Below are 14,164 nucleotides of genomic sequence, written 5' to 3'. Positions count from 1 at the left end.
GTAACTAAATGAAACAACAAGCTTTTGAACAGTTGTACGAAAGCAGCTGGCAGCAATTCGACCAATTGCTGGACGATCTGGACCAACGCAAACCCCAATTACCCCTGGAACAGCGCCAACAACTGCCCGCTCTTTACCGGCGCTTGTGCGCCCATTACGCCCTGGCACAGCAGCGCCACTACAGTCCACACCTGGTTGCCGCGTTGCACCAACGGGTGATGCGTGGCCACCAGCAGCTGTACCGCAGCAAATCCTCTGGCGTTTGGCGACTGGTGGAATTTTTATGGGTGACTTTCCCCAATCAATTGCGCCGCCACTATCGCCACTTTTGGCTGGCGACCGCTTTGTTTTACCTGCCCGCTCTCGCTTTTGGTATCGCCTGCTACCTGGACGGGGACATGATTTACAGCGTGATGCCCGACAGTTCCGTAGCACAGATGGAGTATATGTATGACCCAGGCAATGACCAGGTAGGGCGAAGCTCAGAGCGCAAAGCCGACAGCGATATTATGATGCTGGGCTATTACATCTGGAACAACGTGGCCATCGACTTCCGCTCTTTTGCTTTGGGCATATTGGCGGCCATTGGCACGGTGTTGATTACCGTATTCAACGGTTTCAGCATCGGCGGTGTTGCCGGTCATTTAAGCCAACTCGGTTTTACCGACACCTTCTGGCCCTTTGTCAGTGGCCACGGCCCCTTTGAATTAACCGCCCTGACCATTGCCACTGCCGCGGGATTACGACTCGGCCAACCACTTTTATCACCAGGCCCCTACCGACGTATCGATGCCTTGAAAATTGCTGCCGGAGAGTCGGTGCAACTGTTGATAGGCGCCGCGGTGATGACCACGGCCGCCGCCTTTATTGAAGCCTTTTGGTCGCCCAACCCACACATCCCTATCTCCGTTAAATACGGTTTTTCGGCGTTTATGTGGCTGATCACTATTTTGTATTTATGGCGTGCCGGGCGCGGCCGCGCTAGCAGTAAAGGGCCCGTGCATGCAGATTGACAAGATTTCTGCTCGCCTGAGGTTGCGCAATAACTGGGAGGCCATCGACCTGGGTTTCAGCCTCGCTCGCCGCTGGTTTTTGCGCCTGTGGCTGCTGTGGCTGGTACCGGCTGCTGTGATTGCTACGCTGTCACTGACGCTGTTGGACAGCGTATTACTGGCCCTGCTGATTATGTGGTGGGTACAACCCCTGTATGAACGCCCGCTGCTGCATTTTCTCAGCCGTGCCCTGTTTGGTGAATACCCATCGGTACGCCGGGAGCTGCGCCAATACTGGCGACTGGTCAAACCACAATTATTCGCCACGCTACTTTGGCGCCGTTTCCACCCCGGCCGCAGTTTTGCAGAACCAGTGGTTTTGCTGGAAGGCTTAAAAGGCAAAGCCCGCGGTCGCCGTTTGGGCGTTCTGGGGCTTGGCACCAGCGGCACCGCCCTGTGGTTTGGGCTGCTTTGCTGGTTGTTTGGCCGTGCCCTGGATGGCTCACAAATTTCCCTGCTGTATATATTGGTGCCAGAAGAGCTGAACCTGTGGTTTATGGAAAACGTGTTTAGCGTTTTATTCAGCTGGCATCGAGGGGATGACCTGCACTGGTTGGGTGCAGTTATTTGGCTGCTGTCTACATCCTTGATTGCCCCCTTTTTTATTGCCGGTGGTTTTGCCTTGTACATCAGCCGTCGCACCCGGCTGGAAGGATGGGATATCGAACTGGCTTTTCGACGCATGGCCAGCCGCCACCAGCAAAGAGCCAGTAACCGTGGTAAAGCCGGGCTGAATGTTGTGGCGATAATGAGTCTTACTACATTATTGATAGCCGCCCCAGTACCCGCGCAACAAGAATCAAACACGGCAACAGAATCACCAAAAGTACAAAAGTCACCCCAACAGCTGGAAGATAAAAAGCTGATTGAGGAAATCACCTCTCAGCCAGAATTCGGTGAACGCAAAACCCGGCAGGTTTGGGAGCGCATCAAAGAAGAGAAAAAAGAGCGCAATACCGACTGGTTTAAAAAGCTGGAAAAGTGGTTTAAATGGCTGGAGCAAGTACTGCCCGCCTTGGGGCTGTTTTTCAAGGTGGTGCTGATTTTATTGATCCTGGCGCTGATTGTTTGGTTGCTGGTGCGCTTTACCAGCTGGCTCGACTGGCTCAATCTCCCCGTTAAACAGCGCCGCCGCAAAAAAGCACCGCCAACCAGCCTGTTTGGTCTGGAACTGGGCCGCGATTCCTTACCCGAAGATGTGTCCGGTGCCGCCTTACAGCTGGCAGATAATGGCCAACTGCGTGAGGCCATCAGCCTGCTGTTTCGAGCCGCCCTCAGCCATATGGTGCATCGCAGCGAACTGCCTATTAGCGACAGCAGCACCGAAGGCGAATGCCTGCGCCTGGCAGAGAAATACCGCCCCACCAGCGAACTGGGCTATTTTCGCCGTTTGACCCAAACCTGGTTGTTACTGGCCTATGCTCACCAACACCCTAGCCAGGAAAACACCCGGGAACTCTGCCAACAGTGGCCTCAGCATTATCAAGTGCAAGACACCGGCGAGGTGGCGCCATGAAATCAGAAAGGCGCACCATTATTATCGTCGTCTTGTTTTTGCTCGTAGCTGCAGGTCTGTACATCTACTGGTTCTTACAAAATCACCAACTGGTGGAGCGTGAATATCGGGAACGGCCATCGCGTGAAGTGAGGGAAAACCCGTTTCACGCAGCAAAACTCTATCTGGAGCGCAAAGGCTACGATGTAGAGGTGAGCAATGGTCTCAACCGATTCCAATCGCTGCCGTCCACCGACGACATGATTATTGGCGAGCGTCTTGGTGGCCGTTTGCCGGATCAGCGAGTGGACGACTTGCTTGATTGGGTCCACGACGGGGGGCAGCTGCTCACGGATGTGCAACGTTCCTGGGTGGGGGACGACCCCGGCGGTAACGACAAGTTACTGACCAAATTGGGAGTAACCCTGTGGGAGCACGACAGCGACGAATGGGATGAGGGTGAGATGCCCAGCTTTGAGCTGACCCACACCACACTGGACAGCGGCGAAGTCATTGAGGCGGAATTCGATTTTGGCTTGTCCCTTTACGACGACAGCGACCGCGACACCATTTACGTGCACGGCGAACACAGTAACCACATACTGGTCATCCCCCGTGGCAAAGGCTGGGTGATGCTGGCTACTGACCTGACTTTTATGCGCAACCCCGGTTGGTATCGCAACTGGAAAGGTGAAGAATCCAAACCCCACATCAACCATCGGGATCACGCTTTTTTACTCAACTGGCTGGCGGAAACCAACCACACTGTGTGGCTGGTTCGGGGGGTCGACGCCGCACCGCTGCCCGCCCTGATTTGGCAGCACGGCCGCTACGCGGTGATTTCTCTGGGGGTATTGCTGCTGTTTTGGTTGTGGTGGCTGTACAACCGCTTTGGGCCACTGCGAGCCAGTATTATTCCAGAGCGGCGCAACATTCTTGAGCACCTGCGCATGAGCGCGGTATTCGCCTGGCGCCAGGACAAGGCCCAGCAGTTGTTTACCGAGACTCGCAAGGATGTCGAACTGCTGCTGCGCCGCAAGCACCCACAAATTGCTACCCTGCCGGTGGCGGAACGCAGCACCAAACTGGCAGAGCTGTGCGAATTATCCGCCGAGCAAATCAACCGGGCCCTGCACAGTGACTGGCAGGGTGAGCGGGAATTTATTGAACTGACTGATTTACTGCAACAGATACGGAACACGTTATGAACGACACCACGCCCGAAACAGCAACGGAAACGTCGCCTGACAACAGCTCATCGCAAGACACCAGCAGCGCTGAGCGCAGCACTCTGTGCGCGCAAAAGCTGGCAAGTGCCATCGCCGATCTGAACGCCCTACGAGAGCAAATAGGCCGCGCCATGATTGGCCAGCGCCAGGTGATCGACCAGGCACTGGTGTGCCTGGTGGCCTCTGGCCACGCCCTGGTGGAAGGCGTACCAGGCCTGGGTAAAACCCTTTTGGTACGGGCACTGGCGAAAGCCGTCGGCGGCGATTTCAGTCGAGTGCAGTTTACCCCCGACCTGATGCCCAGCGACGTCACCGGCCACGCCATGTACGACTTAAAAAGCGAGCAATTTCGCATCCGCCGTGGCCCGGTATTTTGCAATTTCCTGTTGGCGGACGAGATCAACCGGGCTCCGGCCAAAACCCAATCGTCACTGCTGGAAGTCATGCAGGAGCAACAAGTGACCATTGAAGGGGAAAGCCAGAAACTGGATCAGCCATTTTTGGTACTGGCCACCCAAAACCCAGTGGAGCAGGAAGGCACCTACCCACTGCCAGAAGCCCAGCTGGACCGCTTTTTGCTCAAGGTATTGATTGATTACCCCAGCGCCGAAGAAGAAACCACCCTGGCTCGTCAGGTAACCACCGGCTCAACCGGCGACACTCTGAATATCGAAGAGATTGAAACCGTACTCAGCCCCCAGCGAGTGGTGGAGATCCAACAACTGGCCACTGAGCTGGAGATGGACCAGCAAATTGTCGATTACGCGGTGCGTATTGTGCGCGCCACCCGGGAGTGGAGCGGCATTGAATTTGGCGCCGGGCCGCGGGGCAGCATTTCCCTGTTGCGTGCTGCCCGTGCCCAGGCATTGCTGAGCGGCAACCACTTTGTAACCCCAGATGACGTAAAACAAGCCGCACCGGCAGTGCTGCGCCACCGCATTCGCCTGACCGCCGACTTTGAAATTGAAGGCTACAGCCCGGATCGAGTACTGGCCGATATTTTGGAAAACACCGATGCGCCGCGGATTTAATCCAGCGACATCCCGTCATTGCGAGGAGCCTTTATTGAAAAGAAAGGCGACGTGGCAATCTCGTGATGTCCGCTGCCAAATTACTGGAGATCGCCGCGCTACGCTCGCGATGACAAAGGCCAATGGAGGCCAACGGTGATCCGCCCCACCACAAGACTGATTGTGTTACTGCTCGCCTGGCTGTTGCTGGCAGTGGTGGCAGCCTTTGTGCCTGCGTTAGTCAATGCATGGGTAGTGCTTGCTGCCCTGCTGGCCCTGGCAACGGCACTGGATGCGGTTTGGGTCAACCAGTTAAAACAGATTGAAGCGGAGCGAAAAATCAATCACAACCTGCCCATCAACAGTTGGTCAGATGTGAAGCTGCGCCTGCGCCACCATCACGGTCGCACCTTGGCATTAACTCTGCACGATCATATTCCCAACGATTTTGATTACCGAGAGCAGCCCCAGGAATTAGCCCTCCCCCCCGAAAAAATGGCGGAAGTTCACTATTCAGTGAAACCTCAACAACGAGGCAATGCCCGTTTTACAGCACTGGATTTACTGGTGACGTCCCCCATGCAGCTATGGCGCCGACGCCAATTACTACCATTGGAAACCACGGTGCGGGTGTACCCCAACTTTGCCGAGATCAGCCACTACACGCTACTGGCCACCGACAACCGCCTCAGCCAAATGGGCGTAAAACGACGCCAGCGCCGTGGCGAAGGCAATGATTTTCACCAGCTGCGGGAATACCGCGACGGCGACAGCCTCAAACAGGTGGACTGGAAGGCCACCGCTCGCCATCACAAACTGATCTCGCGGGAATACCAGGACGAGCGCGACCAGCAAATTCTGTTTATGGTGGATTGCGGCCGCCGTATGCGCCACAAGGAAAATGGCCAGGAACACCTGGATCAGGCACTCAATGCTATGTTGCTGTTGTCCTATGTGGCGGTTCGCCAGGGCGATGCTGCGGGCTTTATTTCCTTTGCCGGGGACGAGCGTTGGGCGGCGCCACAAAAAGGCCAAGGCGCAGTCAATTTACTGCTGAACCAAACCTTTGATCTGCCGTCGACCATGGAATCCGCTGACTACCTGGCCACTGCTCGACGCTTGATGTCTCTGCAGCGCCGCCGCAGCCTGATTGTGCTGATGACCAATACCCGGGATGAGGATCAACAAGAACTGCTGACCGCCGTACAGCTGCTGTCACGACGACACCTGGTGGTGCTCGCGGATTTGCAAGAACCGGCGCTGCAGCAATCTCTACAAAGCTCCGTGGGCACCCTGGATGACGCCCTGCAATTTCACAGTGTGTACGATTATTTGCAACGCCGCCGCAACTTGCACGAATCTCTGGGGCACAGCGGTGCGGTTTGTATGGACACCACAGCAGAAGAACTGCCGGTGAGATTGGTTAACCAGTATTTGGATATCAAACGGGCGGGTAGATTGTAAACACGTCGTCATTGCGAGCCACACCGTGGCGCGGCAATCTGGTGACGGCAGCTGTCAATTTGATCGAGATTGCTTCGCTACGCTCGCAATGACGGTGGTTATTCCAAAGATTGGGTAAACACCGCCTTGTAAGAGGTGTACATCGTAATCACCCCCACCGGCACCAACACCAGCAGCGCCAAACCAAATGTAATGGCTGCCGGAATCATCAGCAACAAGCCAAACAGGCCGTACACCAAAAACGGCACGATATTTTTCAAGCAACCCAAAAAGCTCTGCTTCATGGCATCCCAGGCGCTGAGGCGATGAAACACAATCAGTGCCGGTGCAAACCAGGTCATCAGCGCAGTGCCAATAAGAATCATCAGCACCAGCCCCAAACTGATGCTACCCGCTAGAAATTGCTGCTCCAGATCAGCGAATGCAGCGACCATACCGGCAAACACAAAAGCGCCCACAAACATAAACACCATCAGCAGAATAGAAACCCCAAGCACCACCGCGCCGCAGATTACCAGCGAACCCATGGCTTCGTGCTTGAAGCCCCGAAACAGATGTTCAACAGACAACTCACCTCCCTGCTCCAGGCTTTGACAGCCCAGCATCATGCCCGCCACCAACACATAGCTAAACAGGGACAGCGCCACGCTACCCAAGGGCACAACGCCAGACACCAGAGAGATACCCATCAACACCAGACACACCACAATCCACATACCCGCGCTGCGGCTAAACAGCGAAAAAGCCTCAGCCAGCCAGCGCCAGCCACTGCCCGCCGAACACGCCTGTGGCGCGACTAACTGCCGCTCGCCCGCTTGCTGTGGTTGCACCACATCCGCCTGTGGCGCCTGATAAGGATTGTCTTCACTCATTATTCACTCCCGCGCAGATATAAACAGAATGTAACCGTTTGATCGTTGATGTTAAAGAGCAGGCCACGCACAATGATTGCTTGATAATCTGCACAGGCAAAAACTAGGAAAAAACCATGAAAAAGCTCTCTTTAATCGCGATCTTCTCAACAACACTCCTGTTTTTGAGCGGCTGCTCCCCGGAAGTGGGTAGCAAGGCTTGGTGTGAGGCCATGAAGGAAAAACCCAAGGGTGACTGGACCGCCAATGAAGCCACCGACTTTGCCAAACACTGCATTTTCCGCGGCGACGATTAACAGGAATTTATCTTGCTCGATCTCAAAAAACTTCGCGCCGACACTCCCGCCTGCAAGCACCTGATTCACTTCAACAACGCTGGGGCATCCTTGGTGCCAAATCCGGTGCATCAGGCGGTGATCGACCACCTGGATTTGGAACGCAAGCTGGGGGGCTACGAGGCAGCCGCAGCAAACGCCGACAAAATTGACGGTTTTTACAGCGCATTCGCCAACCTGTTGAATGCCAGCCGGGACGAAATTGCCTTTGTGGAAAACGCCACCCGGGCTTGGGACATGGCGGTGTACGGCATTCCCTGGCGCTCCGGTGACCGGGTGCTGGTGCATCAGTCGGAGTACTCCTCCAACTATCTGGCCCTGCTACAGCTGGCTCGGGAGAAGCGCATCCAGATTGATCGAGTACCCTCTGGCAGCGACGGCGCCATTGACCTAGAGCAGCTAGAGGCAATGATTCAGCCGCAAACACGGGCGATATTCCTCACCTACGTGCCTTCACAAAGTGGCCTGGTGAACCCCGCCGGCGAAGTGGGCGATATCGCCAGGGATAACAATCTGCTCTACATTCTGGACGCCTGCCAGGCGGTGGGCCAAATGCCGGTGGATGTGCAACAAATTGGCTGCGACGTTCTCGCTGGCACCGGCCGCAAGTTCCTGCGCGGCCCCCGGGGTACCGGTTTTTTGTACGTGCGCAAAGAGCGCCTGGATATTCTGGAGCCACCGTTTATCGACTTGCACGCCGCTCCTTGGACTGGCGACGAAAGCTACGAACTGCAACCCAACGCCCAGCGTTTTGAAAACTGGGAATGCTTTACTGCTGGCAAAATTGGCCTGGCAGCGGCGGCCAACTACGCCATGGATATTGGCCTTAGCCAAATCCAGCAGCAGGTGTTCTCATTGGCGCAAACCTTGCGTGATCAACTCAGCGCCATAGAGTGTGTAAAAGTGCACGACCCCGGCAGCCAGCGCTGTGGTATTGTCACCTTCAGTTGTGAAAACCGGGATGCCGAAAACCTAGTGACAGAGCTGCGCAACGAAGGCATTAATACATCAGTGACGGCCCGTCGCAATGCCCGCCTGGACTTCCAGGAGCGCAATGTGCCATCAGCGGTGCGTGCATCACTGCACTATTTCAACAATAACGAAGAAATCGCGAATTTTTGTCAGGTCATTGAGTCCAAGCTACACCAGTGAGCTCATAATAGAATCTAAGGAATTGTTCATGCCCGTGGAAACCGCACTATCGCCACAAACCAGCATTAGCGAATACAACCTGATTACCAAAACCCCCATTCTCGACGGCGGCGACCCGGAAGCGAAGCGCCAGGAAATTCTGCAATATTTCCACGACACCTTTTCCCTGTACGAAAGCATTTTTGAATGCCTGAAAGACGACCAGGCGTTCTACACCCGGGCCAACCCGCTGCGCCACCCACTGATTTTTTACTACGGTCATACCTCGGTATTTTTTATCAACAAACTCAATGTGGCCAAGCTGATTAATGAGCGGGTGGACGAGCGCATTGAATCCATGCTCGCCATCGGCGTGGACGAAATGTCCTGGGACGATCTCAATGAGAACAACTACCCCTGGCCTACACCGGCAGAAGTAAAAGCCCATCGCGACAAAACCCGCCAAGTGGTTGACCGTTTTATTCGCAACTGCGACATCAATTTGCCTATCCAGTGGGATGACCCTCTCTGGGTAGTGGTGATGGGTATCGAACACGAGCGCATCCACCTGGAAACTACGGCGGTGTTGATTCGTGAACTGCCTCTGGAAGCAGTGCGCCCCCACGCTCTGTGGAGCAACATCTGCCGCCACAGTGGCAATGCACCAACCAATGAATTGCTGCCGGTCAGCGGCGGCAAAGTGACTCTTGGCAAGCCGCGCAGCAACCCGGTTTACGGTTGGGACAACGAATACGGCCAACGCCAGGAAGACGTGGCGCCATTCAGCGCGTCCAAATACCTGGTATCCAATCAGGAGTTTCTGGAATTTGTCGAAGCCGATGGCTACCACACCGAACGCTATTGGACTGAAGAAGGTTGGCAATGGGCACAGTTCCGCCAGGCAGGTCACCCGGTGTACTGGGTGGTGGAAAATGGCACATACCGCTACCGCAGCATGCTGGAAGTCATCGATATGCCCTGGGACTGGCCGGTAGACATCAATTACCTGGAAGCCAAAGCCTTCTGCAATTGGAAATCGGAGCAAACCGGCAAACAAATACGCATGCCCACTGAGGCGGAGTGGCACCAACTCCGCGAGCTGGTGGACAGCGACCAACCCCACTGGCAGGGGGCACCCGGCAATATTAATTTGGAAGGGGAATTTTCTGCCTGTCCGGTCAATCGACACGAATTTTCCAACGGCTTTTACGACATTATAGGCAATGTCTGGCAGTGGACAGAAACCCCCATCGATGGCTTCGACGGTTTTGAAGTGCACCCGATTTACGACGACTTCTCTACCCCCACCTTCGATGGCAAGCACAATATTTTTAAGGGCGGCTGCTGGATATCCACCGGCAACTACGCCATTCGCGATTCCCGCTACGCCTTTCGGCGTCACTTCTTCCAATATTCCGGCCTGCGCTATGTGGAGGGCGAAAAATTGCCAGACCCAACCTTAAACACTTACGAATCGTCCACCATGGTGGCTCAGTACATTGAATTCCACTACGGCGACGAACATTTTGGCGTGCCCAATTTTCCGGCAGCTTGCATTAACACCATCGAGCCACACTTACAGGGCAGAGCCACAGAACGCGCACTGGACCTTGGCTGTGCCACTGGTCGCTCGTCGTTTGAACTGGCGAAATACTTCAGCCATGTGGACGCTATCGACTTTTCTGTGCGTTTGATTGAAGCGCCCACCAGTCTGCAAAAAACCGGCTCGCAGCGCTATATTTTGCAAGACGAAGGCGAGTTGGTTTCCTACAAGGAAATTCAGCTGAGCGATTTTGACGGTTACACAGACGTAAAAGACAACATCGTATTTATGCAGGGAGACGCCTGCAACCTGGTGGAAAAATACAGCGATTACGATCTGGTGTTTGCGGGCAATCTGATTGATCGCTTGTACGATCCAGCGAAATTTTTACAACAGATTAAAGAACGCATTCGCCCTGGCGGCTTGCTGGTGCTCACCTCGCCCTATACCTGGCTGGAAGAGTTTACTCCGCGAGACAAATGGATTGGTGGTTATAAAGCCAATACCGGTGAAAACTACGACACGCTGGAAGGTTTACAGGATCAGCTGAAGCCGGAGTTTACGTTGCTCACCGAACCACAGGATATTCCATTTGTGATTCGCGAAACCCGGCGTAAATTCCAGCATACGTTGGCGCAAATGACAATTTGGCAGAAAGACTCTTAATCGTCATTGCGAAGGAGCGTAGCGACTGCGGCAATCTCGTCCGGATTACTGCCACACTGGACGAGATTGCTTAGCTATGCTCGCAATGACGGATTCAATTTTCAGGTTCATCCCCGCTGTCGAACCGCCTCAAACAAACACACACCGGTCGCCACCGATACATTCAAACTGCTTACTTCGCCGGCCATAGGCAACTTTACCAAAGCGTCGCACTGCTCTCTGGTGAGGCGGCGCATGCCTTTTTCTTCCGCACCCATCACCAATGCCAGCGGGCCTTTCAAATCCGCGCTGTAAACCAGTTCATCCGCCTCACCAGCCGTACCCACCATCCAAACACCGGCCTCTTGCAGTTGCTTCAGAGTGCGGGCCAGATTAGTCACCACCACAAAGGGCACCGACTCTGCCGCGCCACAGGCCACCTTACTCACTGTTGGGGTAATGCCTACAGAGCGATCTTTGGGGGCGATCACCGCATCTACCCCAGCAGCATCCGCCGAGCGCAAGCAAGCGCCTAAATTGTGAGGGTCAGTAACGCCGTCCAGCACCAGTAAAAACGGTGGGCGATCCAGGCGCTCCACCAGTTGCATTAAATAGTGTTCATCACGAATCTCACCACCTTCACAAAGAGCCATCACCCCCTGGTGGCGGCCGTCAGCGGCCTTGTCCATCTCCTTGCGATTTACCCAGGTAATGGGCGTGCCGTGGCGCTCAGCCATTTGCACAATTTTTTTAATGCGCTCGTCGTCGCGACCCCGCTGCAAGCGCAACTCTTTGACTCTTTCCGGGTTGGTTTTTAACAGCGCCTGCACTGCGTGCAAGCCGTATTGCCATTCTTGGGATTTCACATGGTTACCTTTTCAATACCATCATTCCCACGCAGGCGGGAATCGCGTAATGCATTATTTTTTCTTTCGTCGCACCGGCCTTTTACTCGGCCCTTTTTTACCGCGTCCCTGCTCGGCTTTCATCTGCGCCATAAACTTGTCTTTTCCCGACATCTTTTTAGGGGGCGCTTGCACTGCTGCTTTATCCACCAGCTCAAAATCAATTTTGCGCTCATCCAGTGCCACACGAATGACTTTTACCCTAAGCTTATCCCCCAACCGATAAACCCGTCGGGTGCGCTCACCCACCAAACGGTGATGGGAAGGATCGTGGTTGTAGTAGTCCTTGGGCAGGTTGGTGATATGCACCAAACCTTCAATGTAGATATCTTGCAATTCCACAAACAAACCAAAGTTCGTCACTGCACTGACCACGCCATCCATTTCGTCACCCACGTGCTCTTGCAAGTACTCACACTTGAGCCAACTCACCACTTCACGAGTGGCTTCATCGGCACGGCGCTCGGTCATGGAGCAGTGCTCGCCCGCTTCCATCATCGCTGCCATATCGTAGGGGTAAATTTTATCCGCCGTTAACAGGGGTGCACCCTTAACCCGTTTTAAACCACCAACGCGCTTTTTGCTGCGCAGTAAGTGGCGGATAGCCCGGTGAGTGAGCAAATCCGGGTAGCGGCGAATGGGCGAGGTAAAGTGGGTGTAAGCCGGATAATTGAGGCCGAAGTGGCCGATATTTTCCGGGTCGTATACGGCCTGGTTCATGGAGCGCAGCATCACCGTCTGAATCACATGGCGATCCGGGCGCTCCGCAATACCGCCCAGCACTTTCTGCATATCTTGGGGCGATGGGGATTCACCGCCGCCCAATCCCAAACCCAATTCGCCAAGAAACTCCCGCAACGCCGTGAGCTTTTGTTCTTTGGGGGTATCGTGAATGCGGTACAGGCCCGGCAACTTGCTCTTTTCCAGCAGCTGAGCGGCGCACACATTGGCGCACAGCATGCACTCTTCAATCAAACGGTGAGCGTCGGTGCGCTCGGTGGGCACAATCTGGTCGATCTTGCGCTCGGCATTAAACAAAATGCGGGTTTCGGTGGTTTCAAAGTCGATGGCACCCCGTTGAGTGCGAGCCGCCAAAAGCACCTGAAACAATTTATAGAGGTGATCGATGTGTTTGACCACCGATTTAAAGCGCTGCCGAGTGGGGCTATCGCGATCATCACGCTGGGCGATCATCTGCGCCACCTGGGTATAAGTCAGGCGGGCGTGAGAGTGAATCACCGCTTCATAAAACTGGTATTTGCTCACCTCACCACTGGCACCGATTTTCATCTCGCAGACCATGGCCAGACGATCCACTTGAGGGTTCAGGGAACAGAGGCCGTTGGACAGTTTCTCCGGCAACATCGGCACCACCTGCTCGGGAAAGTACACCGAGTTGCCTCGTTCCCAGGCCTCTTTGTCCAAAGGGCTGGCCACATCCACATAGTGAGACACATCGGCAATGGCCACATACAGAGTGTGGCTGCCCATACGGCCCGGCGTGCAGTACACCGCATCGTCAAAATCGCGGGCGTCTTCACCATCGATGGTCACCAGCGGCAGATGACGCAAATCCACTCGATGCTGTTTATCCGCCTCTGTGACCTCTTCCGGTATTTGGGCGCACTGTTTGGTAACCGCTGCAGGCCATTGATTGGGGATGCCGTGATTGCGGATGGCAATATCGATTTCCATGCCCGGATCCAGATGGCTGCCCAATACCTCAGTAATTTTGCCAGTGGGCATGGTGTGACGATCCGGCGGGGTGACAATATCCACCACCACAACCTGCCCTTCTTCTGCTTTGGCGATATCCTTGGGCGGCACCAAAATATCCTGCGGTACCCGAGGATTTTCCGGGCGCACAAAGAACACACCACTCTCGGAAAACAACCGCCCCACCAACTGGCTGTTGCCCCGTTCCACCACCTCGACGATGGAAGCCTCCACCCGGCCGCGGCGATCGCGCCCAGCAGTGCGCACCAGTACCCGATCACCGTCCATCACCCGGCGCATCTGGCGGCTGGACAAAAACAGATCGTCGCCCCCGACATCCGGTTTCACAAAGCCAAAGCCTTCCGGGTGACCGATGACCCGGCCTCTCACAAGGTTCATCTTGTCCAACGGACCAAAGGCATCCCGGCGATTGCTGACCAACTGACCGTCTCGGCACATAGCGATCAAGCGGCGACGCAACGCCTCTACCGCCTCTTCATCACGCAACTTCAGTGCCTTGCACAGCTCCGGATGGGTCATGGGGCCAATGCTGTCGCGTAAAAAATCGAGGATAAATTCGCGGCTGGGAATGGGATTGGCGTAGCGCTGCGCCTCGCGGGCGGCGTGGGGGTCTTTTGTGGTGCGTTTTTTAGTCAAAAGTATCTGCTTTTTTAATGGGTTACGCTGCCATAGCAGCAATGGCAGAATTGTAGCTTATGAAGTGTGACAATCCTTGGTTTTTTTCAGGTGCGGCCGTTGACAAAGGA

At 54.9% G+C, this 14,164-nt stretch carries 11 protein-coding genes; 8 read left to right on the top strand and 3 right to left on the bottom strand.

Annotated elements, in window-relative coordinates:
- The first annotated feature begins 8 nt into the window (after window positions 1–8).
- The 5 genes from KFE80_12215 to KFE80_12195 all read left to right on the top strand — a co-directional run bounded on the left by KFE80_12215 (window position 9) and on the right by KFE80_12195 (window position 6,250).
- Complete coding sequence (locus KFE80_12215) at window positions 9–1,013, top strand: stage II sporulation protein M (GenBank protein ID UTW45116.1); 1,005 nt, start codon at window positions 9–11, stop codon at window positions 1,011–1,013.
- Window positions 1,003–2,568 (top strand): DUF4129 domain-containing protein, encoded by a 1,566-nt coding sequence (locus tag KFE80_12210; protein UTW45115.1) that lies wholly within the window; start codon window positions 1,003–1,005, stop codon window positions 2,566–2,568. The genes KFE80_12215 and KFE80_12210 overlap by 11 nt, the downstream gene beginning before the upstream one ends.
- Window positions 2,565–3,755, top strand: a complete 1,191-nt coding sequence (locus KFE80_12205) for a DUF4350 domain-containing protein (protein UTW45114.1) — start codon at window positions 2,565–2,567, stop codon at window positions 3,753–3,755. Before KFE80_12210 ends, KFE80_12205 begins: the two co-directional genes overlap by 4 nt.
- Window positions 3,752–4,807: a MoxR family ATPase gene (locus KFE80_12200; GenBank protein UTW45113.1), complete on the top strand. Its 1,056-nt coding sequence runs from the start codon at window positions 3,752–3,754 to the stop codon at window positions 4,805–4,807. The genes KFE80_12205 and KFE80_12200 overlap by 4 nt, the downstream gene beginning before the upstream one ends.
- Before the next feature lie 138 nt (window positions 4,808–4,945).
- Window positions 4,946–6,250 (top strand): DUF58 domain-containing protein, encoded by a 1,305-nt coding sequence (locus KFE80_12195; protein ID UTW46723.1) that lies wholly within the window; start codon window positions 4,946–4,948, stop codon window positions 6,248–6,250.
- A 98-nt stretch (window positions 6,251–6,348) separates the two neighbouring features.
- On the opposite strand, the gene KFE80_12190 is transcribed toward KFE80_12195, so the two are convergent.
- Window positions 6,349–7,122: a hypothetical protein gene (locus KFE80_12190; GenBank protein UTW45112.1), complete on the bottom strand. Its 774-nt coding sequence runs from the start codon at window positions 7,120–7,122 to the stop codon at window positions 6,349–6,351.
- Between the two features lie 116 nt (window positions 7,123–7,238).
- On the opposite strand from KFE80_12190, the gene KFE80_12185 reads away from it, so the two are divergent.
- The 3 genes from KFE80_12185 to ovoA are packed head-to-tail and all read left to right on the top strand — an operon-like array spanning window position 7,239 to window position 10,797.
- Window positions 7,239–7,418: a DUF3012 domain-containing protein gene (locus tag KFE80_12185; GenBank protein ID UTW45111.1), complete on the top strand. Its 180-nt coding sequence runs from the start codon at window positions 7,239–7,241 to the stop codon at window positions 7,416–7,418.
- Window positions 7,419–7,430: 12 nt separating this feature from the next.
- Window positions 7,431–8,609: an aminotransferase class V-fold PLP-dependent enzyme gene (locus KFE80_12180; protein UTW45110.1), complete on the top strand. Its 1,179-nt coding sequence runs from the start codon at window positions 7,431–7,433 to the stop codon at window positions 8,607–8,609.
- 28 nt (window positions 8,610–8,637) lie between these two features.
- Window positions 8,638–10,797, top strand: a complete 2,160-nt coding sequence (ovoA, locus tag KFE80_12175) for a 5-histidylcysteine sulfoxide synthase (GenBank protein ID UTW45109.1) — start codon at window positions 8,638–8,640, stop codon at window positions 10,795–10,797.
- 107 nt (window positions 10,798–10,904) lie between these two features.
- Here ovoA and rlmB read toward each other — a convergent pair whose 3' ends face one another.
- Both rlmB and rnr read right to left on the bottom strand, forming a co-directional pair.
- A complete protein-coding gene (rlmB, locus tag KFE80_12170; protein ID UTW45108.1) occupies window positions 10,905–11,642 on the bottom strand; it encodes a 23S rRNA (guanosine(2251)-2'-O)-methyltransferase RlmB in 738 nt (245 codons plus the stop codon).
- Between the two features lie 54 nt (window positions 11,643–11,696).
- A complete protein-coding gene (gene rnr / locus KFE80_12165) occupies window positions 11,697–14,054 on the bottom strand; it encodes a ribonuclease R (protein UTW45107.1) in 2,358 nt (785 codons plus the stop codon).
- Between the last annotated feature and the right edge of the window lie 110 nt (window positions 14,055–14,164).

Source organism: bacterium SCSIO 12696, from assembly GCA_024397955.1.
GTDB lineage: Bacteria > Pseudomonadota > Gammaproteobacteria > Pseudomonadales > Porticoccaceae > SCSIO-12696.
The sequence above is the reverse complement of the archived record's forward strand: the minus strand, read 5'-3'. Positions and strand labels throughout refer to the sequence as shown.